We start from the raw sequence: 22,786 nt of genomic DNA on the forward strand, positions 1-22,786 counted from the left end.
GTGACTGCGTCTCCGCATATGCTGGCGCGGGCGGTGGAAAGCACGATGCAATGTTGCAACCATACCGTTCGAACCCTGGCGTCGTGGCGTGAGGGATGTGAGGAGTTGTGCGCCTTCACTCCTGCCTCTGACCCCTCTTCCGTAACACAGAAGAGGGGTCAGGTTTTGTGGACGCCGCGGGGCGCTGTGGCACAGCGCTCCTAAGGCTTCCACACGCTGCGCCGCAGCGCTCCCACGTCGTCCACACGCTGCGCCGCAGCGCCCGGACGCATCAGGCAGAATAGAGACGACCGTCCTCGACGCGCCAGCGACGTGCGCGTTTGAGAAATTCAACGCTAAAGTCGTCGGTGCCGGTGGCGGTAACAATCGTTTGTTGACCGGGACGTTCAATAACATCCTGCACATACGCTCGCCGTTCGGCATCCAGTTCCGAAAGCACGTCATCCAGCAGGAGCACCGGCGTATCGCCGGTGCGCGCCCGCATCAGTTCCGCCTCGCCAAGTTTGAGCGCCAGCGTCGCACTGCGTTGCTGTCCGCGCGAACCGTATGCGCCCATCGGGATGTTGCCGACAGTGATCAGCAGATCGTCACGGTGCGGACCGATCAGCGTCTGTCCCCGACCGATCTCGTCGTCGCGCAGATGTACCAGGTGCGCCAGAAACGCCTGCTCGATCATTCGACTGTCGGACGCTGGATCGATGCCTGCCACGCTACTCTGGTAGGTCACAACGAGCGGCGTATCACTGCCGGACATCCGGCAGTAGAGCGGTCCCGCCAGCGCATTGAGATCAACAACTGCACGGAGCCGTTCACGCAGCAGATAGGCGCCCGCCATCGCCAGTTCCCGATCCCAGAAAGCCAGTTCGTCGCCAGCATACCGTAACGGACGGCGCCCGTCACGCCAGGCGCGCAACAGGCTGTTGCGCTGTTGAACCACTTTCTGGTAGTGCGCCAGGGTGCGGACGTAGCGCCCTTCGATCTGCGAGAGGGTCACATCGAGATACCGACGACGTTCGGCAGGTGCGCCGGTGACCAGCGCAATATCAGCTGGGGTGAAGAGCACCACACGCAGGTTGCCCACCAGGTCGAGCGCGCGCACGGTCTTACGGTCTACCCGCACGGTCTTGATCGTCGGGGAAATGCTGCCGGGTGACTCTTCGTCGGAGCGACGCTGCACCACCACTTCGAGACGCACGCGCCCGTCTGCGCGCACGACGTCACACACCAGTCGCGCAAAAGGGGGAACGCCAATGTCCCCCTGCGCCTCGAAACGCACCAGTTCGCGATCCGCTCCGGCGCGCGGCGAGCGAGTCGTCGCCAGGAAGTAAATCGCTTCGAGCACGGTCGTTTTACCGGCGGCATTCGGACCGTAGAGCAGAATCACACCCGGTTCGAGCGTCAGATCGAGCCGTTCGTAGTTGCGGAAGTCGCGTAGACTGAGGTGTGACACATGCATACCAGCGACCATTGGACGTACAGCGCTCAGACCCGTTCGAGGCGCAACCGCCGCAGCGCTGTCAGGTCGCCGCACCCGGTGCAAAACATTGCGATCCGCAGTTCGTCGATATAGGTCTGCAAACTTTCGATGACTGCCACCGCGCCACGTTCATCGACCGCAGGAATGAGCGCGGGTCGCGCAGTGGCGGCAAGGTCGGCGCCAAGCGCAATCGCCTTTGCCACATCGACGCCGCTTCGCACACCGCCACTGCCGATGATCGTAATGTCGGGAAGCGCAGCGCGCACCTGACGGATCGCCTCGGTGGTGGGAATGCCCCATCCGGCAAAAGCGCCAGCCACCTGTGCACCGCGCCCGGTAGTATGGCGGTATCGCTCGACTTCGCTCCAGCTGGTGCCACCAGCGCCAGCGACATCGATAATTTTCACGCCGGCATCAACCAGACGTCGCGCCGTCGCTGCACCAATGCCGTTTCCCACTTCTTTGGCAATCACCGGCACATCGAGGCGCAGGCACACTTCTTCGATCCGCCGCAACAATCCTTTGAAGTTGGTGTTCCCTTCGGGTTGAACGGCTTCCTGCAACGCATTGAAGTGCAGCACCAGCGCGTCGGCTTCGATCATATCGACCGCGCGACGACATTCATCCACGCCAAAACCGTAGTTGAGCTGTACGGCGCCGAGATTCGCCAGCAATGGGATCGTGGGCGCGACGTGGCGAACGCGATAGGTGTCCGCCAGGCGCGGATCAACCAGTGCTGCGCGCTGCGAACCGACCCCCATCGCCAGTCCAAGCGCTTCGGCAGCTTCAGCGAGCGCCACATTGATCCGCGCCACATCACGCGCACCGCCGGTCATTGAACTGATGAGAAGCGGCGCGCGCATTCGTTTTCCCAGAAACGTCACACTGGTATCGATTTCGGCAAGGTCGAGTTCAGGTGCAGCTTCGTGCGGCAGGCGGTAAGCGGCGAAACCGGTAGTGACCCCTTTGGCGGCAACATCTTCACCCAGCACAATGCGCACGTGATCGAGCTTGCGGCTGCTCGTCTGTTCAGATTCGCTCATAGTTTTCCTCGTCGGATGCGTAACCGTCATGATACCAGATTACTGGAAGCGCTGCGCATTGGATGTTCGATGGCGGAAGCGTCAGCATGATCGGCTATAATATCGGTTTGTCTGAGGCGCGAGGCGCGAGGGGCGAGGGGCAGAGTGGTGGGACGACGTAGGCGCAGCGCCGCTGCGCCCGTACCGGCAGCGGGGCAATGGTGGGGGCGCGAGGGGATGAGGCGCAAGAGGATTGAAAGTTACAGGGGGGGTTGCAGGGAGCAACGTTGCACCGCAACGTCACTGCGCCGCTGCGCTCCTCTGTACCCCCTGTGGCTCTGTGATTTGAAATCACGATGATGCAACAGTGAACATACACCCATAAGGAGGAGATGTGTGAGTCAGACTTCCCGGAGCAAAAAAACGCATGAACCGGCGCCGCAGGGCGTCTCGCCAGCCGGGATTGTGGCTGCGGTCGCCATCATCGTCCTCTTCGTCGCGCTGGGGATTATGCTGGCGCAATCTGGCAGCAATGCCCGGCAACAGGTCGCTGAACCAACGCCAGCGCCATTTGCGGCTGCGCCACCGGCATCTGGCAGCATGCCTGGCAGGCTGCCAGCGGACGTTGCTGCGCGCAATGGGTTCTATACCGCGCCCCCGCCGATGACGATCAACCCGGCGCGGACCTACACTGCGACAATCACTACGCCTCGCGGCGATATTGTTATCAGGCTGCGTCCTGATCTTGCGCCGGAAACGGTCAACAACTTTGTCTTTCTGGCGCGTGAAGGATTCTACGATGGCGTGACCTGGCATCGGGTGTTGCCCGGCTTTATGGCGCAGGGGGGCGATCCGACCGGAACCGGTACAGGAGGACCCGGATATACGATCAAGGATGAGTTCAGTCCGGACATGATCTTCGACCGACCTGGAATTGTGGCGATGGCGCGAACGCCCATGCCCAACAGCGCCGGATCGCAGTTCTTCATCACTACCGCACCGGCGCCCCACCTGAATGGTCAGTACACTATTTTCGGCGAGGTGATCCAGGGGCAGGAGATCGTCAACGGAATCCCGCTGCGTGACCCGGATGCCAATCCAACTGAACCGGGAGAACAGATGCTCAAGGTGACGATCACCGAGCAATGATGCTACTTGCGGCGGAAGAATCCGCGTTTCTTCGGCTCTTCGACCGTCTGCCGCAGTTTTGCCAGGTCGCTCTCGATGCTGCCGCTCGCAACAGGCATTTCAGTTGTCGGACGGCTTTCACCGGGACGCAGCGGCGCCGGGATGACCGGCGCGGTCAGCACGGGGAGCGACGCCTCAACGACGCTATCGAGCGCAGGGTAGGGCAGAGGTTCGCGCTCGATGCCCAGCGCCATCAGCCACGACCAGAGCGCCTGCTGACGCGCCTGCGCGTCTTCCGGCAGGCGCAACGGTCTTCCGCGGGCATCGATGACCACACCGAGGGTGCTGCCATGGATGGCAGCCAGTTCTGAAGACACTTCCGCACCGGGCGCATTTCTGCCGATCCGCACGCCAGCAGCCGGGCGCAGCGTCAACGTGCCGTACCGACCAGGAGACAGGTTTAGACGCGCAATTTCGCCGTGAGCGACGCGCACCGTGTGCGTTGCGCCTCCTTCTACACGCAACTCGGCTTCAACAGCCAGTTCCCCTGCGTGACCTTCACCCAGCGTTGTTACAACGGTCGCCAGCGGAGAGTTGTGCATCAGATCGCGTTCAAAAAGGGTCAATGCAGCATCAGGTTCGGAGAAAGCGAGCACACCACAGGCATTGATCAGACCGAGCGCATCAAGATGGAGATCGAGCGCCATCATGTTCTCTTTCGATGTTGGTTGCAAGGCGTCGAGAACGGTCAGCGTCGTCAGTCCGGGATGCGGCGCATGCCGGAAGACCCCGCCGCCGATGAAGACACGGTCGTAAGCAGCGTCAGGGTGCTCGTCCAGCAGTTCTTCCAGCACGCACGACAGCGCCTCGCGCGCAACAGCATGCTCGATCAAAAGATCCTCACGGGTGAGCGGCGGAATGTGCGGACGCAGCATCTTGTTGAGCAGCCAGTGCACCAGATCACGCTCACTGATCGGGAATGGCAGCCAGCGTCGAATCGCTTCGACTCCCCGACGCGCCAGGACTGCACCGATCCCATACCCGATGCCGACGCCGCCCAACACCACCGGACTGTAACGCCCCTGGCTACACAGGTGCGCAGTTGTGCTCATTCCGCCGACATCCAGAGCAAGAACGCCGCTCCGGGTCTGCCCGGCGATAAAGCGCGTCATTACGCCTGCTGCATCACATGAAGCGCGCGCTGGCACACGTGTCAATGCCGATATGCGTGCGAGCCGGGGCATCATCAAACGATCATACAGACGGACGATCTCACGGCGCACCGGTTCGAGACACTCGACATCGAGCGTCGGTCGGATGTTGTCGGTAACGATCAGATCGGCGCGATCCGCAAGCGCAGCCGCAACCCTGTCACGCGCCTGGCTGTTCCCGGCAAAAAGAACCGGTCGCCGTGCAACACTGCGCATTTGCTGACCCTGCGTATCGACCTGAATGTTCAACGACGCCAATCCGATAATGTGCGCCAGGCGAACCAGCGCTTCCTGCGCACCCCCCTCGATCCCGCCGACGATCAACACTGCATCGGGGCGCACACCAAGGAGCGATTGCACCTGCCGCTCGATCCAGGTCAATCCAGAATCACCGATCACTCCGATCTGTTCCTGGCGTACCGCATCGTCGAGCGTGATCGTCTGGAGCACATGCGTGTATGTTGCACGTGCAGCACGCCGGGCGCTCCGCGCCGAAATGTCGCCAGCGATTGCGGCAATCACCAGACCCATCAAGCCAGCGGCGCTGCTGCACACGACCACACCATCGATCCCCTGACCCTCTGCGTTCTTTGGCGTAACGAGTGTGCCATTGTCGATCAGGCGACGACCAGTTTGCTCCTCGATATGGCGGGCTGCTTCAAGAATGGCAGACGCCGGATCATCAGCCGGTGCGAGACCGCCTGGCGCTTCGGATTGACCGATCAGGCGCGTTTCGCCATCAACAGCGTCAACCAGCCAGACATGCGTCATCACGCTACCAATGTCGGCAACCAGAAGAGCGTGGAGTTTTGGCTCGGACATGCGATGCGATTTCCTGTTCTCAGGCGCCAAAGAAACTGCGAACGACCGCCAGCACAAAGTTCAACCGTTCAACCAATGCACTCAGATAACTCTGCAACGCACCGGCAAAGAAAAAGCCGAACGCGACCATGATCAACCAGTGCCCGATCGTGGCTATTCCTCTGATCATGCGTCCGCTGCGGCTCTCCGGCGGCGTCGTGTAATAGAAGGACGCAAGCGTCAGAACAGTCCCGATGACCAGCACTGTAACTCCAGCGATCGCACCGATGTCTCCAGAGGGTGCGCGTGCGGTATCACGGATCTGTGGCAGTAATGTGCCGATGATCGCGCCGCCGATCGCCAGCGCTCCTCCAACGCCGAAGACGAGCGCCAGCGGAATGTTCGCCAGCCACGACAGGCGCTGATCACCGGTGATACGAGGCAGCAGCAACACGCCGAGCGCCAGCGGCACGCCATAGAGCCAGATCATCGGCGGTTCAGCGCTCAACAGCGCCACCACTGCAGGACGGAGCGCCTGATGGTAGGCTACCACGAATGCCAGACCGAGCGATACGCCAACGAACAGATACTGCGCGATACGAAACAATGGGTTGTCGCCTGCGATGCGGCTCAGAACCATCAGCGTCAGTACTGCTGCAACGATATTGACGATGATGTCCTGAGTCATGATCGTCTCCTGCGCAGTGCAGCAACACCGACACCTGCCAGACCGAAGAGCAGAACAAGGGCGAACAGCAGAGTTGCCAGCCGCTGTTGTGCGATAGACCTGGCGATCATTGGATCGAATGAACCGGCATTCTGTCCAAGCGCAGCATACGCCAGTGCGCCACGGCGACCGGCAAGCGCCGTAACACCAGGCTGACGCATATACGGCTGCACAATCGGCGCCGCCTCTTCCGGCAGCAGGAAGACAAGTGACACCGGGCGGTCACCCGTCTGCGCCTGAGGATAGACCTGCTCCATCCATCCCTGGACGTCGGGTGTATCGTCTGCGAGAACAATGATGAGCGACAGATCATTCAGGCGCGCGATAGGATGACCGGTGTCGACGCCTGTGATCAGCACGCTGCCGGTGGCATCATCACCGCGGTAATCGCTGCGGAGCACAGTTTGAAAATCGCGCCCCACCATGCGTAGCGCCATTTCGCCGCCGGGTTTGTAACCCAACAGGAGGTACCCTTCTCCTTGCTGGCGGTAACCCGCCTGGCGCAGGGTATCGAGAAGATCAAACTGTAACAATGTTCCCTGGGGATCAGTGCTCACCAATATCAGCTTGACATTCTGCGCTATCAACTGTCCGATCACCGCCTGTTCCAGGGGTCGCAATTCACCGACGCGCCGGGCATCCCACTCGTAGCCAATCAACACAACGTCGTTTGCGCCAAGTGCTGCGATTTGCTGGTATATCCCCGATGCGCCAGGGATAACCGGCGGCGTTTCAAGCGCCGGGACAAGCCCCGGAACCATGATGGCGACGATAACCAGGATGAGCAGAACCATCGAGATCATGCGCTCAAGACCAATGCGTTGAAGCGCGCCTATCGGTTCAGGAAGCGGCAACGGCGTCGCAGCCGGGATTGGCTCGGCAGCCAGACGACTCAGAAGGTTGAGCGCTGCAACCTGTTCTTCAGTGCGTTTTGGCGCCGGAGGAGGAGGCAGTTTTGGCGTGGTGACCGTCACGCCGGTAATCGTCTCATCCTCTGCAATGCTGCCAAGACGTGTCAACCAGTCGAGATCGCGTCCGCTGAGCGGAGGTGGTTCCGGTTTTGGCTCCGGCTCGACACGCAACCATTCCGGCAGATCCATCCCGCTGAGCAGATCGCTGGATCCCCGCGGTGCAGCAGGTTCGGTTGTGTAGGACCGACCATCGTAGGCATCGGTTGCCGCAGGGACTTCAGCGCCGCGCAACCAGTCCGGCAATCCCGTCGCTCCTGGCGACGCATCGGGCGCCTGAAGCCAGTCTGGCAGATCGGACGGTGTTGACGGGGGTGCGACAGGTTTCTCTTCCACCGAAGGAATGTCGGGAGTGGATAGTGCGCCGGTCAGCCAGTCGGGCAAGTCGCCAGCCGGCGGCGCGGTCTCCACTGGCGCAGCGGGAGGTGCAGGCGGCGCGGCGGCAATGTCGCGCAACCAGTCGGGCAGGTCGCCAGCCGGCGGCGTGGTTTCCGCGACCGGCGCCGATGGCGCAGCGGGAGGTGCAGGCGGTTGAGCGGCGATGTCGCGCAACCAGTCGGGCAGGTCGCCAGCCGGCGGCGCGGTCTCCGCGACCGGCGCAACCGGCGCGGCGGGAGGTGCAGGCGGTTGAGCGGCGATGTCACGCAACCAGTCGGGCAGGTCGCTGGCGGGCGGCGCGGTCTCCGCAACCGGCGCAGATGGCGCGGCAGGCGGTTGAGCGGCGATGTCGCGCAACCAGTCGGGCAGGTCGCTGGCGGGCGGCGCGGTCTCCGCAACCGGCGCAGATGGCGCGGCAGGCGGTTGAGCGGCGATGTCACGCAACCAGTCGGGCAGGTCGCTGGCGGGCGGCGCGGTCTCCGCAACCGGCGCAGATGGCGCGGCAGGCGGTTGAGCGGCGATGTCACGCAACCAGTCGGGCAGGTCGCTGGCGGGCGGCGCGGTCTCCGCAACCGGCGCAGATGGCGCGGCAGGCGGTTGAGCGGCGATGTCACGCAACCAGTCGGGCAGGTCGCCAGCCAGCGGCGCGGTCTCCGCAACCGGCGCAGATGGCGCGGCAGGCGGTTGAGCAGCGATGTCACGCAACCAGTCGGGCAGGTCGCTGGCGGGCGGTGCTGCGGGAGGCGCCGACGGCGTGGCGGCGATGTCGCGCAACCAGTCAGGCAGGTCGCCAGCGGGTGGTGCTGCGGGCATCGGCGCATCTGGCGCGGCGGGAGATGCAGGCGGTTGGGCGGCAATGTCACGCATCCAGTCGGGCAGGTCGCCAGCAGATCGGGATTCTTCCGGTGATGCTTTCGTTGGTTCATCCTGGCGCAGCCAGGCAGGAAGTTCCTCCCCACGCGATGCGGTTTGCGGGGCAGGTGACGCCTGCGATGCGTTATCGACCGGCAATTCGCGCAACCACGCCGGGAGATCGACCGGTTCAATCGACTCATCAACAGCGCCAGACGCGGGGGGAAAGGTGCTACCGGCAGGTTGTTCCGGCGACTCATCAGATCCGTGGTCGAGTTGTTCGCCGATCAACCACGATGGCGCTTCGACGTCCTCGCCGCCGTCTGACCTGGTCGGTTGTTCGCCGATCAACCACGATGGCGCTTCGATGTCGCTGCCTGTCCCGGTCTGCGGAACATCCCCCGGCTCACCGGCGAATGTGAAGGGGGGCGGTTCAGTCCCGGCTTCCTCTTCGGGTGGTACGATAGTTGCACGCAGCGACTGAAGCCAGGAAGGTGGCGATACCTCTGGTGGCGCGGTCGTTTCAGTGGATGGGTGAACCGTTTGATCGGGAACAGGCAACCAATCTGGCTCTGGATGCGACGGTTCGGGCGTCTGACTCAACCAGTCAGGAGTGGCAGACGGGGGTGCTTCGTCCTCATCGCGCAGCCACTCAGGCAAGCCAGCAAAAAGCGGGTCGCCGCTCGCCGGTTGATCAACATCCGGCGGCTTTGGCGGCAACGGCACATCTTGAAGCCAGGGCGGCAAATGAGGATTACGCTTCGACTGGCTCACCACCCGCTCCCTGGACGCTGATATTTCTGAAGCGGCGAACCGCCTGGAAGCGTCCATTCATCAACGATCAAGGTACGGTTGATCGAACCCGAGCAACACCCGTACCCCTGCAACCAATGCGCCGATAGCAGCGCCGATCAGTAAGCCGCGTGCAGCGGCAAGCACGACATAATCCGAAAACCAGCGCAGACCGTCACCGATCAATGGCGCCAGTTCCAGTTGCGGCAACGCCGTCGCAACGAGCACAGCCAGCGCCACCATAATGATCACCAGCGCGTCGGCGGTACGGCGCCGCGCGGCACGCAGCGCGGCGCTCAGGCTAAAAAACGTCAGCAGCGCCAGCAGCGAACTTGCCAGCGGCGTGTAGACTGCGCTGAAAACAATGCGAACTGGTTGTTCGATCAGGCTCGACGGGAACGTGAGGCTGCCATCCGGGTTCTGCAATGGGTACAGTGTTCCCACAACAATGACAACGACCATTGCTGCCAGGAGGATCAGGCTATACCCCCAATCCGTGTCACGCCGTGTAACGCGCCCGATATGATTGCCAGCGACATTCACCAGACCGACCACCAGTGCCAGCGCAGCAATCAGAGCCGCCCAGTCGAGCACCGTTTGCGCCAGAAAACTGACGACCGGCAACGGACCGGTGAAATCAAGCAGCACCAGCAGTCCAACGACACCGGCGACCAGAGTGGCGACCAGGCGTTTTGGATCGCGCAGAAAGGACATCGCATCACTCCGCGTTACGTCCCGATAAACGATTGCGCCGCCTGCCAGAGCGCCAGCGTAACAATCGCAACAATTGCGACCGTGCGCAGCGCATCATGGGTCAGGAGACGTCCCTGCGCTTCCGGCGCGCGCGACAGATACGCTTCGGCAGCATACATATCTTCGCCGATCAGCACACCCTCACTGGTCAGATAAAGCAGGGGCAGAGCCGTCGATGTGGTAGCACCGGCTACCTGCGGTATGCCCTGTTGCGCACCTGCCCCGCTTGCCAGCAGCACTTCATACCCGAAACTGCCGATCAACTGACTCGCTTCAAAACGCTGTCGCCCGTACAGCATACTCACGCCGGACGCATATGCCATTGGATCCTGCTGCGCCAGCAACTGCACATTGCCAGGATTGTAATCCTGACCCAGACCAGCGCGCTGATACGCCTGGCGCAGGGTTCCACGAAGCGCCAGATGCGCCACTGCGTCGCCGGAACTGGCAACCACCGGAATGCCGCTCAACGCAGCTTCGGTGGCAGTACGCTCAGCGGCAAGCAGCCCTGCAATCGTTTCCGCCGTCGTGGCGCGTGCACCAATCGTGCCGCTGCCCGGTGAAAGGTGAATGGCGCGCCCGGTTTCAGCACCGCCTCCCAACCCTTGCCGGAGTGCGTCGAGCGCAGGAAGCGGGCGACGACCGAAGGTGCGCCGTCGGTCGAGTGCACGGGCATGATAGAGGAGCGTCAGGATGATGACAATGAAAACGATCAGAAGCAGAGCGAGCGTCTGCAGGGGGAGATCCACGAATCGCCTCCGCACAATTCTTTACACAGTCGTGCGCTGTGCTGGCTTTGAGTGTAATTCAAATCAAATCGTTTGTCAACAGTCGCGGTTCAGCAGATCGTGTAACATGCGCCAGCCGCGTGCATCGCAGAGCGCATCGATTGTGCATGTCCAGCGATTTCCGGGGATAAACGGACGCGCAAAAAGCGTCACCTGACTGGCGAGGAAGTCGAGCGGAGCGATAATGTCGAGCATGATCCGCGCCGGTGTCGTCAACCCGCGTTGTGCAATCGCTCTGGCAAGTTGCTCGATTGGTTCGGTGTGCGGTTCTTCCATGTTTCTGAGAACTGAGAACTGAGAACCAAGAACCAAGAACTAAGAACTGAGAACCGAGAACCGAGAACCGAGAACCAAGAACTGAGAACTGAGAACTGAGATTAGTGTTGATTGCGCGGTTCGCGGAAGATGGCGCTGTCGAGCAGAATGGTGACAGGACCATCGTTCACCAATGCGACACGCATCATCGCGCCGAAACGTCCGGTGCTGACCGCAACTCCCAAACGGCGTAATTCACCCGCGAAGACATCAACCAGCGGTGCGGCGATCTCCGGTGGTGCGGCATCGGAAAAACTGGGGCGCCGCCCACGCCGCGTGTCGGCGTAGAGCGTAAACTGCGATACGACCAGCGCCTCGCCGCCAATATCGAGCAAGGAGCGGTTGAACCGTCCCTCCTCATCGGCAAAAATGCGCAGGTTGGCGGTCTTTTCCGCCAGCAATCTCGCTTCTGCTTCGCTGTCGCCGACGCCGATCCCAAGCAGGATCAGCAATCCCTGCCCGATAGCGCCGACCACTTCATCGCCAACCGTCACCGAAGCCTGGCTGACCCGCTGCACAACTGCTCTCATGATCACCGTTCCATCGCCTGCGCCAGATCGACCATAGCAATTGTGCAGCGCGAAATGCAGATCAGGCGATCCTGCTCATCGACGATCCGCACATCCCATACCTGGGTCGATTTGCCAATGTGTAGCGGCGTACCGGTGGCAGTTACCCTGCCGTCACGCTTGGGGCGAAGATGATTGGCGTTGATCTCCAGACCAAACGACGCTTTTCCCGGCGGGCAATTGAAGAACGCGCCGATGCTGGCGACCGTCTCGGCGAGCGCGACTGATGCCCCGCCATGGAGATAACCAAGCGGTTGGTGATGATCCGGCGTGACGGGCATCGTCGCAACAATGCGCTGTGGTGATAGTTCCACAATCTCGATGCCGAGCCGGGAAGCCAGACCGCCGCTGGTGAGTTGGGAAAGATCGAGGTGTGACATGATGAGAACCAGGAACTGAGAACTGAGAACCAGGAACTGAGAACTGAGAACTGACTTTCTGACCCTTATTATTGTAGCATGGATAACAATCTGCACTTGTCGTCTTTGCCGCTTTTGCTATACTGTACATGAACGATCCGCTCTCCGAGTTCCAGAACTGAGGGGCTTATGGCTTATGCATCGTTGATTGGCGCAGAGGTGCGCCGCAAGGAGGATCCGCGTCTGATTTCCGGCGCAGGGCGTTATGTCGGCGACATAACATTGCCCGGCATGCAGTACGTCGCTTTCGTCCGCAGTCCCTACCCGCATGCCCGTATCGGCGCCATTGACTCTTCGCAGGCGCTCCGCGTTTCCGGGGTGACGGCGGTTGTGACCGGTGAAGATCTGCGCGACGTATACACCGAGATGTTGTTCGAAGGCAGCGAAGGATCGGACGTATCCGGCGAAGCGCCGCCGCGCCACTCACACTATCCTGTCTCAATCGAGAAGGTGCGTCACGTGGGGGAAATCGTTGCAGCAGTCATTGCGACCACTCCTGCCGCCGCCGCCGATGGCGTTGCCGCAGTTATAGTGGACTGGCAGCCACTGCCGGCAGTCGCCGATATGGAACAGGCGCTCCGTCCTGATGCTCCGCTTTTGTTCGAGGGGACGCAGAACAATATCGACCATGTGTGGCAGCGCAAGCGTGGTGATGTCGAAGCGGCTTTCGCCGGCGCCCATCGGGTTGTGAAACTCCGCATGGTCAGTCAGCGTCTGTCGGGTGTGCCGATGGAGGGGCGCGCCGTGCTCACCGCACCCGATCCGACAACCGGTGGATTGACGGTCTGGACCAGCACCCAGGCGGCGCACTGGATCCGACGCGATCTGGCGAAGATGCTGGGGATGCCCGAAAATCAGATCCGCGTGATCGCCCCCGATGTCGGCGGCGGGTTCGGCGTCAAGATCGGCGTCTATCCCGAAGAAGCGGCGCTGGCGGCGCTGACGCGACGCCTTGGCATTCCGCTGCGCTGGGTCGAGACGCGCCTGGAACACATGCAGGCGACCACGCACGGGCGCGCGCAAATTGCTGATTACGAGGCGGCAGTGACCGCCGACGGCATCGTAACGGCGTTGCGCGCCCGTGTGATCGCCGATCTCGGCGCGTATCCGGTATCGGCGGCTATTCCCGACCTGACCGGGATGATGGCCGTGGGGGTGTATCAGATTCCGGCTGTTGATTACGAGATCACGTGCGTCTACACCAACACCACGCCGGTTGCCGCCTACCGCGGCGCGGGTCGCCCGGAAGCCGCCTATTATATCGAGCGTCTGATGGACACAATTGCGCTTGAACTGAACCTTGATCCGGTTGATGTGCGCCGGCGCAATTTCATTCCACCCGATGCCTTCCCCTACAAAACGCCGACCGGTCCGCTGTACGATAGCGGCGACTACGACAAGCCGTTGAGGAAAGCGCTCGAAGTCGGACGCTATACCGATCTGCGCGCTGAGCAGCAGCAACGCCTTGCAGCGCGCGCTGCGGGCGAGCGTGTGCCGTTGTTGGGCATCGGCATTGCCTGCTATGTCGAAATGTGCGGCTTTGGTCCCTTTGAAAGCGCGCACGTGCGTGTCGAACCGTCTGGAACAGTCACCGTTATGACCGGTATCTCGCCGCACGGTCAGGGGAATGCCACGACATTCGCCCAGATCGTCGCCGATCAACTGGGCGCCGATTTTGACAGCGTGGTGGTGATCAGCGGCGATACGGCGATGACCCCGATGGGCAATGGCACGATGGGCAGCCGTAGCCTGGCGGTCGGCGGCGGTGCGCTGGTGCGCGCGCTTGCGCAGGTGCGCGAGAAAGCGCGCCGGATTGCCGCTCATATGCTCGAAGCCGCGATCGACGATGTCGTCTTTGAAGAGGGACGGTATCACGTCAAAGGTTCGCCCGACAGCGGTCTCACCCTGGCGCAGATCGCCGAACGCGCCTACTCCGACGACCTGCCCGATGATGTCGATCCCGGACTGGAGGCGACCGATTTCTTCAAGCCGCCAGCATTGATCTACCCCTTCGGCGCGCATCTGGCAGTCGTGGAGGTCGATCCCGACACCGGTATCGTCACCGTGCGCGACTATGTCAGCGTCGATGATTGCGGTCCACGCATCAGCCCGATCATTGTCGCCGGTCAGGTGCATGGCGGGCTGGCGCAGGGTATCGCGCAGGCGCTGTTCGAGGAAGTTGTGTACGACGAAAACGGACAGTTGCTCAGTGGGTCGCTTATGGATTATACTCTTCCTCGCGCCGATGATCTGCCCTCGTTCGTGGTTGAACAAACGATTACGCCGACGCCGCACAATCCGCTGGGCGCCAAAGGAATTGGTGAAGCAGCGACAATTGGCTCGACACCGGCGATCGTCAATGCAGTGGTGGATGCACTGAAGCATCTGGGCGTACGGCATATCGATATGCCGCTGCGACCCGAGAAGGTCTGGCGCGCCTGCAATCAGGCGTAAAGCGGAACGCAGGCGTCATTTATCTCCAGTGCTGGCGCTTTGCAGCGTCGGCGCTCAAGAAAGGAGCGCCCTCATGGGTCTCGGTCAATTGTTCGGCAAGGATAAGGAGAAGAAGGAAGAAGAGAAGTCGGATCAGCAGAAGATCGGCGAGACGATCAAGAACCTCAGCGACCGCATATACGAACTCCAGAAACAACTTCAACAGCGCAACTCCGAAATCGATCAGTTAACGATGCAACTGACCGAGGCGCAGCGACAGGCGGAAGCCGCCAGAGGCGCTGCGAGCGTAGAACAGTTGACGCTCTCGGCAACTCAAGATGCACTGCGCGACGCCAACGCACGCATGCGCGAACTCGAAGCGCAGATCGGGCAACTGGCGAAAGAAAAGGCTGCGATGGAAGAGCAGGCAAAGAGCGCAGGCGCCGCCATTGCCGAAATGGCGGGCGGCAAACCGGGTCTGGCGGTCGGTGCGACTGCCTGGGTGCAGAAGGCAGGCGGGAAGAACCTGCGTCGCCGCAGCGCACCCGGTCTCAATTCTGAGGTGCACGATGGTCTGGCGCCAGGCACGCAACTGACCCTGCTCGAAGGTCCGGTCGCTGCCGATGGGTACCACTGGTGGCGGATCCGCGCCGCCGATGGACGAGAGGGATGGGTCGCAGGCGAAGAACTGGTGACCGCTCCTGAGTAACAGCCCTTGTAGAATAGTGTGGCATCCTGGTAGACCCCTGCGGTGCATCATCGTGTCATTCAAGCGGCATACGTGAGAGAAGACGTACAACCAGTCGCAACGCCGCAGGGGTCGGTTGCCGAAGTGCTGGCAGCATTTATTCGCCTGGGTTTGACCTCGTTCGGCGGACCGACCGCCCACCTGGGGTATTTTCGGGAAGAGTTCGTCGTTCGACGGCGCTGGCTGGATGATCAGACCTACGCCGATCTGGTGGCGCTCTGCCAGTTTCTGCCCGGTCCGGCAAGCAGTCAGACCGGCATTGCGCTCGGCGTCCTGCGCGCCGGTTTGCCGGGCGGCTTCGCGGCGTGGGTCGGGTTCACCATTCCATCGGCGATTTTGATGATCGTAGCCGCATATGGCGTCGCGTCGCTTAGTGCAGACACAGCGGCGTTACACGGACTGAAAGTCGTCGCTGTGGCTGTCGTGGCTCAGGCGGTGTGGGGTATGGCGCGCACGCTCTGCCCCGACCGCGAGCGCGCGACAATGGCGATTCTTGCGGCTGTAGCATTGCTCGTCTGGAGCAATGCGCTGGCGCAGATCGCCATTATTGCTGCTGGCGGAATTGTCGGCTGGCGATTGTTGCGTAGCGGCGCGCCAGCGGCAGCGCCGTCGTCGCTGGCGGCGTTCGATCATCGCCTGGCTATCGGGTGCTGGATCGCGTTCTTCGGGTTGCTCATCGCGCTGCCGCTGGCGCGCACGGTCTTCCCGTTCCATGCACTCGAACTTTTCGACAGTTTCTACCGCGCTGGCGCACTGGTCTTCGGCGGCGGGCACGTCGTTCTGCCGCTGCTCCATACTGAAGTCGTGTCGCCTGGATGGATCAGTGATGCGCAATTTATCGCCGGTTACGGCATGGCGCAGGCAGTGCCAGGACCACTTTTTACATTTGCGGCATATCTGGGAACAATTCAGACCACAACGCCCAACGGTTGGGCAGGAGGGATTCTGGCGTTGCTGGCGATCTTTCTGCCTGCCTGGCTGCTGGTGATTGGCGCGCTCCCGTTCTGGGACTGGTTGCGCGCCAGAACGGAGGTCCAGGCAGCGTTGCGCGGCATTAATGCCGCAGTCGTCGGCATTCTGCTTGCCACGCTGTACACGCCGGTGATGACCAGTGCTATCATGATGCCGCTCGACGCAGCGCTTGCGCTTGCCTGCTTTGGCATGCTGACGTTGTGGAAACTGCCGCCCTGGCTGGTTGTCGTTGTTGCAGGGGGGATCGGTTGGGTGGTGCGTGTGTGAGAACTGGGAACTGAGAACTGAGAACTAAGAACTGAGAACTGAGAAATGAGAACTAAGAACTGAGAACTGAGAACTGAGAACCGAGAACCAACGTTGTGAGGTCTCACGACTACACGGAACAAGGAGATGCAGACACGCAACTACATCTTCGCCATTCACGGCATCGACTGCGCGCATTGCGCGAACACCATCGAGGTGAGCGTCGCTCGTCTCGATGGCGTCGAGGCGTGCGAACTCAACGCGACGACCGGTCGGCTCCGTGTGCGCGGCGCCGTCGAACCTGATGCAATTATTACGTATGTGCGTTCGCTGGGGTATGAGGCGACGCTGCTGGAAAACGACGGTGTAACGCCGACGACCCCCGACGCATCGGTGTCGTTTGTTGAGTTCATGTGGCAACGCCTTGAAACGCGCCTGGCGCTGATCGGCGCAATAATGATCGTTCCAGGCGTTGTCCTGCATGAACTGCTCGGATGGCGCGCCTTCTGGATCGACGCCCTGGCATTTGCTGCGCTGATTGCCGCCGGTCTGCCGATCGCGCGCAGCGCCTGGCGTTCACTCGTCCGCAGTCGCACGATCTCGATCAATGCGCTGATGACCATTGCCGCAATTGGGGCGGTGATCATTGGAGCGCATGTCGAAGCTGCCCTGGTTATGGTATTATTTGCCATTGGCGAGGCGATCGAAGGGTTTACCGCTGCGCGCGCACGCGATGCCATTCGTTCGCTGATGACGCTTGTTCCTGAAACTGCTCTGCGCCTCCGCGACGGATATGAAACAAGGACGCCGGTCGCCGAACTGAAGGTTGGCGACGTCATCGTTGTGCGCCCTGGCGAGCGTGTGCCGATGGATGGCGTCGTGCGCAGCGGCGCGACGCATATCAACCAGGCGCCGATCACCGGCGAGAGTGTGCCGGTCGTCAAGACGCCGGGAGCGGAAGTGTATGCCGGGAGCATCAACGGCGAAGGCGTGATCGAGGTGATTGTCACGCATCTGGCAAGCGACAACACGATCAGTCGCATGATCCGCCTGGTGCAGGAGGCGCAGGATCGCCGTGCGCCCGTGCAGCGCCTGATTGATCGCTTTGCAGGATGGTATACGCCGGCAGTGGTTGCCATTGCTGCGCTGATCGCCGTCATCCCGCCGCTGCTGTTCGGGCAACCGTTCTGGAACCCGTCGCCGGACGAATTCGGCTGGTTCTACCGTAGTCTGGCGCTTCTGGTCGTCGCCTGTCCCTGCGCGCTCGTCATCAGCACGCCGGTGAGCGTGGTCAGTGCGTTGAGCGCTGCAGCGCGCGCTGGCGTGCTGATCAAAGGCGGTGCGGCGCTGGAGGCGCTTGGCAAGGTGCGCGCTGTCGCATTCGATAAAACCGGCACCCTGACCACGGGCAGACCGGTGCTCGTTGCAGTACGCTCGGTGGAATGCCGCGAGCCGGAACAGAACGAGGATGCACGTTGCGACGCATGCACAACGCTGCTCGAACTTGCCTGCGCCGTCGAGCAACGCTCCGAACATCCCCTGGCGCACGCGATTGTCGATGCCGCCCGCGTGCGGGGAGTCATGCAGAACGCGCCACGCGCCACATCCGTCACGGCGCTGCCGGGTCACGGGATTGTGGGGGATGTGAATGGGCGCACGGTCCTCATCGGCAGCCATCGTTACTTCGATGAAACAGCGCCTCACCCGCTCGCCTTCTGTGATCGCGCGGAACGGGACGCTGGCGCCGGTCGCACGCCGCTGATGGTCAGCATCGATGGGACGTTCGCCGGTATGCTGAGCGTCGCCGACGCCATTCGCCCTGAAGCCCGCGAAGCGATTGCGCGCCTGAGACGAGCAGGGATTCAACACGCCGTCATGCTCACCGGCGACCGCCGTGAAACGGCGCAGGCCATCGCCGCCGACGCTGGCATCGATGATGTGCGTGCTGAAGTGCTCCCCGAATACAAAGCGCAGATGGTCGAAAACCTCCGCGCCACCTACGGCGCTGTGGCAATGGTCGGCGACGGCATCAACGATACTCCCGCCCTGGCATCGGCAACTGTCGGCATTGCCATCGGTGCGGCGCACGGCGGAACGAATCAGGCAATGGAAACCGCTGATGTCACTCTGATGAGCGATGACCTGCGCCGCCTGCCATTCGTGTTCGAGCTGGCGCGCGCCACACGCCGCACAATTATGGTCAATGTCGCCTTTAGCATTGCCGTCAAGGCGGTGTTTCTGGTGATTGTTGCAGCAGGCTGGAGTACCATGTGGATGGCGGTGTTCGCCGATATGGGGACATCGCTGCTGGTAACGTTGAACGGTCTGCGGTTGCTGGGGATGCGCCACCAGGGAGAGGCGTGAAAACCCTTTCAGAACACTCGCGTTGAGCGCGCATGCCGGGAGCGTATGCGCTTTCAGAGGCAGGTTCTTTGTTCTTTCTCCCGTTTCAGCCATCAGGACGCCCCAACTCCCCCTTCTTGTGGAAGAAGGGAGTCGGGGGGATGAGGGGCACATGAGCGGGACGCCCGCGCACCCGGCACGCAGGCGGTTCTATGCTCTAGCGAACGGTCAGCGGCAGGAATACCCGGTACTGCCCGGCTGAAGAAGAGACCGTGAAATCCTGCCCGCTCAGATCGCCAGCGACCGTCACGGTGCGCGAGGCGGGCGCGAAGGCGTACCCGTCAAGCGAAGGGGTAAGCGTGTATGCGCCCGCCGGGACGCCGCTCAGCGCGTAGAAGCCCTGCGCATCGGTCGTGGCGCTGCGCGTGCCGTCAGAGATGGTCACCCCTGCCACGCCGTTCCCCGCGCCGTCGGTTACCCGCCCGCGAATCGCGTAGGTCACGAGGGTCGCCGTGAAATCCTGCCCGCTCAGGTCGCCGGTGACCGTCACAGTGCGCGAGGCGGGCGCAAAGGCGTACCCGTCGCGGGATGGAGTGAGCGTGTATGCGCCCGCTGGGACGCCGCTCAGCGCGTAGAAGCCCTGCGCATCGGTCGTGGCGCTGCGCGTGCCGTCAGAGATGGTCACCCCTGCCACGCCGTTCCCCGCGCCGTCGGTTACCCGCCCGCGAATCGCGTAGGTCACGAGGGTCGCCGTGAAATCCTGCCCGCTCACTTCGCCGGTGACCGTCACGGTGCGCGAGGCGGGCGCGAAAGCGTACCCGTCGCGGGATGGAGTGAGCGTGTATGCGCCCGCCGGGACGCCGCTCAGCGCGTAGAAGCCCTGCGCATCGGTCGTGGCGCTGCGCGTTCCATCGGAGATGGTCACGCCTGCGATGCCGTTTCCGGCGCTATCGGTCACCCGCCCGCGAATGACATAGGTCGCAAGGGTCGCCGTGAAATCCTGCCCGCTCAGATGGCGGTTGACTGTAATCCGGCGCCGCTCTGGATTGAACGTGTAGCCGTTGCGAGACGGCACGAGCCAATACTCGCCCGGCGGTACGTTCAAGGCATAGCGCCCCTGGGCATCGGTCGTGGCGCTGCGCGTCCCATTAGAGATGGTAACGCCTGCGATGCCGTTTCCGGCGCTATCGGTCACCCGCCCGCTGATGGTGCAGGAGAGACAGGTTGCGACAAAATCCTGCCCGTTGAGATCGCCATTAACCGTGATCCAGCGTTGAGTCGGATTGAACACATAGGTATTGTGGGATGGAGTGAGCCAATACCCGCCTTGCGGCACATTCGTCAGAGCATAGCGCCCCTGGGCATCAGTTGTGGCGCTGCGCGTTCCATCAGAGATGGTCACGCCTGCGATGCCGTTCCCTGTGCTATCGGTCACCCGCCCGCGAATGACATAGGTCACGAGGGTCGCCGTGAAATCCTGTCCGTTGAGATCGCCATTAACCGTGATCCAGCGTTGAGTCGGATTGAACACATAGGTATTGTGGGATGGAGTGAGCCAATACCCGCCTTGCGGCACATTCGTCAGAGCATAGCGCCCCTGGGCATCAGTTGTGGCGCTGCGCGTTCCATCAGAGATGGTCACGCCTGCGATGCCGTTCCCTGTGCTATCGGTCACCCGCCCGCGAATGACATAGGTCACGAGGGTCGCCGTGAAATCCTGTCCGTTGAGATCGCCATTAACCGTGATCCAGCGTTGAGTCGGATTGAACACATAGGTATTGTGGGATGGAGTGAGCCAATACCCGCCTTGCGGCACATTCGTCAGAGCATAGCGCCCCTGGGCATCGGTCGTGGCGCTGCGCGTTCCATCGGAGATGGTCACGCCTGCGATGCCGTTCCCTGCGCTATCGGTCACCCGCCCGCGAATGACATAGGTCGCAAGGGTCGCCGTGAAATCCTGCCCGCTCAGATGGCGGTTGACTGTAATCCGGCGCCGCTCTGGATTGAACGTGTAGCCGTTGCGAGACGGCACGAGCCAATACTCGCCCGGCGGTACGTTCAAGGCATAGCGCCCCTGGGCATCGGTCGTGGCGCTGCGCGTCCCATTAGAGATGGTAACGCCTGCGATGCCGTTTCCGGCGCCATCGGTCACCCGCCCGCTGATGGTGCAGGAGAGACAGGTTGCGACAAAATCCTGCCCGTTGAGATCGCCATTAACCGTGATCCAGCGTTGAGTCGGATTGAACACATAGGTATTGTGGGATGGAGTGAGCCAATACCCGCCTTGCGGCACATTCGTCAGAGCATAGCGCCCCTGGGCATCAGTTGTGGCGCTGCGCGTTCCATCAGAGATGGTCACGCCTGCGATGCCGTTCCCTGCGCCATCGGTCACCTGCCCGCTGACGGTGTAGGTTGGAAGGATCGCAAAGTCCTGCCGATTCAGATTTCTGCCCGCGTTGATAGTCACCGTGCGGCTGGATGGAGAAAAGACGAGACTGCTGCGCGATGGAGTGAGGGTATATGTGCCCGGAGGAACATGCTTCACAACGTACATGCCATACTGATCGGTGAATGCACTCCGGACGCCATCAGACACCACAACATTCGCTATGCCACTCCCCAGCGACGTTACCTGTCCCGAAATCGCGGACGTGCCCGGCGCCAGGCGATCATAGTACGCATAGTCGATCCGTCGACCGATACCCGACACCCCGTAGCCGATCCACATATATCCGCCTTCACCCCACATGCTGCCCCACGAGTTGCGCAGACGCCACGCGCCCCGACTGCCTCTGCTATCGTCCCATCCCACCAGCACCACTGCATGGTTGATGCCTCCGTTGCATGCGGCTGACTCATCGGTCTCGAAGACTCCTGATCGGTACCACATAAAGCGCGAACCCGCGCAGACATAGGCGGACACCGGACCGTGCTCATAGATGATGCGCTTGATGGTAGCGATGTCGGCATTGAAGACCTGGTTCCACGCCAGGAGACGTTCGTGGTGGGGCAGTGCGCGGGTGAGCGGCACATCCTGACCAAGGTACGGAAGGTCGCTTTCATAGACGGCGCCCGCCTCTGTTTGATGCGCTGGAAGATCACCGATGAACAGGTCATATGCCGGTCCCCCTCCATTACACGTACCGTGTGTTCCCGCCGAGATCAGGTACTGCTCCGACAGATCGCGTTCGACGCCATCGATGCGCTTGAGCGCGGACTCGACCACCCCCGTCGTGGCGAATGCCCAGCAGGATCCGCATACCCCCTGATCTTTCACCGGCGTGCAGGCGCCCTGATCACACCAGTTGAAGGCTGCGGGCAAACCCTCCTGTGCCCCCATCACCACCGGTGGAGGTGTGGAACCGGATGACGGTTGCGCCGCAGGCGACAGGACGGTGAAGCGACCGAGGGTTTCGACCCGAATGCTGAAGGTGCGCTGAACAGCGCGATCCCACGGTCGGCGGTAGACCAGGGTGAGCGTCTCTTCCCCGGCGCGTACCGGCAGGAACGTCAACACCTGCAATGCCGGTGCGCCCGTTTCCCCTCCCGTCGGAGACGGCGCCTCGAATACCGGGTCGCCCAGCGGTTGCAATAACGACGACGATTGTTCACTATCCCAAACGTAGCCGGTTGCGGGATGTCCCTCCAGTTTGACGATCAGGCGTTGCCCATCGGTCAGGGTAATCCTGGTTCCATCATGATCCAGCGTGACGATGACATCGTGCGACGATGATTGCACCAGCGATGGAAGAACGAGTAGCGCGAGGGAGATGCTCAGGAAGGTGAGCATGCCTGCCAGTCTGCGGAAGTGAGCGACGACGAGCATAACGACGTTCCTCCTGGT

The 22,786-nt window shown here is 61.9% G+C and carries 16 protein-coding genes; 5 read left to right on the top strand and 11 right to left on the bottom strand.

Annotation, left to right across the window (positions count from 1 at the left end; genetic code table 11):
- Positions 1-271: 271 nt before the first annotated feature.
- Both recF and fni read right to left on the bottom strand, forming a co-directional pair.
- Positions 272-1,456 carry a DNA replication/repair protein RecF gene (gene recF / locus ROSERS_RS12585; protein WP_041335333.1) on the bottom strand — a complete coding sequence of 395 codons (1,185 nt, stop codon included), beginning with the start codon at positions 1,454-1,456 and terminating at the stop codon, positions 272-274.
- A 26-nt stretch (positions 1,457-1,482) separates the two neighbouring features.
- The gene (gene fni, locus ROSERS_RS12590) at positions 1,483-2,520 is read right to left on the bottom strand and encodes a type 2 isopentenyl-diphosphate Delta-isomerase (protein WP_011957158.1); all 1,038 of its coding nucleotides are present in this window, start codon (positions 2,518-2,520) and stop codon (positions 1,483-1,485) included.
- Between the two features lie 375 nt (positions 2,521-2,895).
- On the opposite strand from fni, the gene ROSERS_RS26835 reads away from it, so the two are divergent.
- Positions 2,896-3,648, top strand: a complete 753-nt coding sequence (locus ROSERS_RS26835) for a peptidylprolyl isomerase (RefSeq protein ID WP_011957159.1) — start codon at positions 2,896-2,898, stop codon at positions 3,646-3,648.
- Positions 3,649-3,650: 2 nt separating this feature from the next.
- Here ROSERS_RS26835 and ROSERS_RS12600 read toward each other — a convergent pair whose 3' ends face one another.
- From ROSERS_RS12600 to ROSERS_RS12635, 8 genes are all read right to left on the bottom strand, one after another.
- Positions 3,651-5,660 (bottom strand): glutamate mutase L, encoded by a 2,010-nt coding sequence (locus ROSERS_RS12600; RefSeq protein ID WP_011957160.1) that lies wholly within the window; start codon positions 5,658-5,660, stop codon positions 3,651-3,653.
- Between the two features lie 19 nt (positions 5,661-5,679).
- Positions 5,680-6,327: a hypothetical protein gene (locus ROSERS_RS12605; RefSeq protein ID WP_011957161.1), complete on the bottom strand. Its 648-nt coding sequence runs from the start codon at positions 6,325-6,327 to the stop codon at positions 5,680-5,682.
- Entirely contained in the window at positions 6,324-9,338 is a 3,015-nt protein-coding gene (locus ROSERS_RS12610; protein ID WP_157041076.1) for a hypothetical protein, read from the bottom strand. The genes ROSERS_RS12605 and ROSERS_RS12610 overlap by 4 nt, the downstream gene beginning before the upstream one ends.
- 60 nt (positions 9,339-9,398) lie before the next feature.
- Entirely contained in the window at positions 9,399-10,070 is a 672-nt protein-coding gene (locus ROSERS_RS12615; RefSeq protein WP_011957163.1) for a hypothetical protein, read from the bottom strand.
- 14 nt (positions 10,071-10,084) lie between these two features.
- Positions 10,085-10,858 carry a DUF6754 domain-containing protein gene (locus tag ROSERS_RS12620; RefSeq protein WP_011957164.1) on the bottom strand — a complete coding sequence of 258 codons (774 nt, stop codon included), beginning with the start codon at positions 10,856-10,858 and terminating at the stop codon, positions 10,085-10,087.
- A gap of 75 nt (positions 10,859-10,933) precedes the next feature.
- The gene (locus ROSERS_RS12625; protein WP_011957165.1) at positions 10,934-11,173 is read right to left on the bottom strand and encodes a hypothetical protein; all 240 of its coding nucleotides are present in this window, start codon (positions 11,171-11,173) and stop codon (positions 10,934-10,936) included.
- A 101-nt stretch (positions 11,174-11,274) separates the two neighbouring features.
- Positions 11,275-11,742 carry a D-aminoacyl-tRNA deacylase gene (gene dtd, locus ROSERS_RS12630; RefSeq protein ID WP_011957166.1) on the bottom strand — a complete coding sequence of 156 codons (468 nt, stop codon included), beginning with the start codon at positions 11,740-11,742 and terminating at the stop codon, positions 11,275-11,277.
- Positions 11,743-11,744: 2 nt separating this feature from the next.
- On the bottom strand, positions 11,745-12,161 hold the full coding sequence (locus ROSERS_RS12635) for a hotdog fold thioesterase (RefSeq protein WP_011957167.1): 417 nt from the start codon (positions 12,159-12,161) through the stop codon (positions 11,745-11,747).
- A gap of 168 nt (positions 12,162-12,329) precedes the next feature.
- Here ROSERS_RS12635 and ROSERS_RS12640 point away from each other — a divergent pair, with 168 nt between their 5' ends.
- The 4 genes from ROSERS_RS12640 to ROSERS_RS12655 all read left to right on the top strand — a co-directional run bounded on the left by ROSERS_RS12640 (position 12,330) and on the right by ROSERS_RS12655 (position 18,963).
- Entirely contained in the window at positions 12,330-14,654 is a 2,325-nt protein-coding gene (locus tag ROSERS_RS12640; protein WP_011957168.1) for a xanthine dehydrogenase family protein molybdopterin-binding subunit, read from the top strand.
- Between the two features lie 73 nt (positions 14,655-14,727).
- Entirely contained in the window at positions 14,728-15,342 is a 615-nt protein-coding gene (locus ROSERS_RS12645) for an SH3 domain-containing protein (RefSeq protein ID WP_011957169.1), read from the top strand.
- Positions 15,343-15,414: 72 nt separating this feature from the next.
- A complete protein-coding gene (chrA, locus tag ROSERS_RS12650) occupies positions 15,415-16,620 on the top strand; it encodes a chromate efflux transporter (protein ID WP_041335337.1) in 1,206 nt (401 codons plus the stop codon).
- 126 nt (positions 16,621-16,746) lie between these two features.
- Complete coding sequence (locus ROSERS_RS12655; protein ID WP_011957171.1) at positions 16,747-18,963, top strand: heavy metal translocating P-type ATPase; 2,217 nt, start codon at positions 16,747-16,749, stop codon at positions 18,961-18,963.
- A gap of 196 nt (positions 18,964-19,159) precedes the next feature.
- On the opposite strand, the gene ROSERS_RS12660 is transcribed toward ROSERS_RS12655, so the two are convergent.
- Entirely contained in the window at positions 19,160-22,768 is a 3,609-nt protein-coding gene (locus ROSERS_RS12660; protein ID WP_011957172.1) for a carboxypeptidase regulatory-like domain-containing protein, read from the bottom strand.
- Between the last annotated feature and the right edge of the window lie 18 nt (positions 22,769-22,786).

The sequence above is a fragment of the Roseiflexus sp. RS-1 genome (assembly GCF_000016665.1).
Classification (GTDB): domain Bacteria; phylum Chloroflexota; class Chloroflexia; order Chloroflexales; family Roseiflexaceae; genus Roseiflexus.

Bases quoted from the DNA above. Each gene is read 5' to 3' on its own strand.
- ROSERS_RS12645 (WP_011957169.1), top strand. From the start codon at position 14,728: ATGGGTCTCGGTCAATTGTTCGGCAAGGATAAGGAGAAGAAGGAAGAA.
- ROSERS_RS12640 (WP_011957168.1), top strand. From the start codon at position 12,330: ATGGCTTATGCATCGTTGATTGGCGCAGAGGTGCGCCGCAAGGAGGAT.
- ROSERS_RS12600 (WP_011957160.1), bottom strand. From the start codon at position 5,660: ATGTCCGAGCCAAAACTCCACGCTCTTCTGGTTGCCGACATTGGTAGC.
- ROSERS_RS12655 (WP_011957171.1), top strand. From the start codon at position 16,747: ATGCAGACACGCAACTACATCTTCGCCATTCACGGCATCGACTGCGCG.
- fni (WP_011957158.1), bottom strand. From the start codon at position 2,520: ATGAGCGAATCTGAACAGACGAGCAGCCGCAAGCTCGATCACGTGCGC.
- ROSERS_RS12615 (WP_011957163.1), bottom strand. From the start codon at position 10,070: ATGTCCTTTCTGCGCGATCCAAAACGCCTGGTCGCCACTCTGGTCGCC.
- ROSERS_RS12625 (WP_011957165.1), bottom strand. From the start codon at position 11,173: ATGGAAGAACCGCACACCGAACCAATCGAGCAACTTGCCAGAGCGATT.
- ROSERS_RS12660 (WP_011957172.1), bottom strand. From the start codon at position 22,768: ATGCTCGTCGTCGCTCACTTCCGCAGACTGGCAGGCATGCTCACCTTC.
- ROSERS_RS12635 (WP_011957167.1), bottom strand. From the start codon at position 12,161: ATGTCACACCTCGATCTTTCCCAACTCACCAGCGGCGGTCTGGCTTCC.
- recF (WP_041335333.1), bottom strand. From the start codon at position 1,456: ATGCATGTGTCACACCTCAGTCTACGCGACTTCCGCAACTACGAACGG.
- dtd (WP_011957166.1), bottom strand. From the start codon at position 11,742: ATGAGAGCAGTTGTGCAGCGGGTCAGCCAGGCTTCGGTGACGGTTGGC.
- ROSERS_RS12605 (WP_011957161.1), bottom strand. From the start codon at position 6,327: ATGACTCAGGACATCATCGTCAATATCGTTGCAGCAGTACTGACGCTG.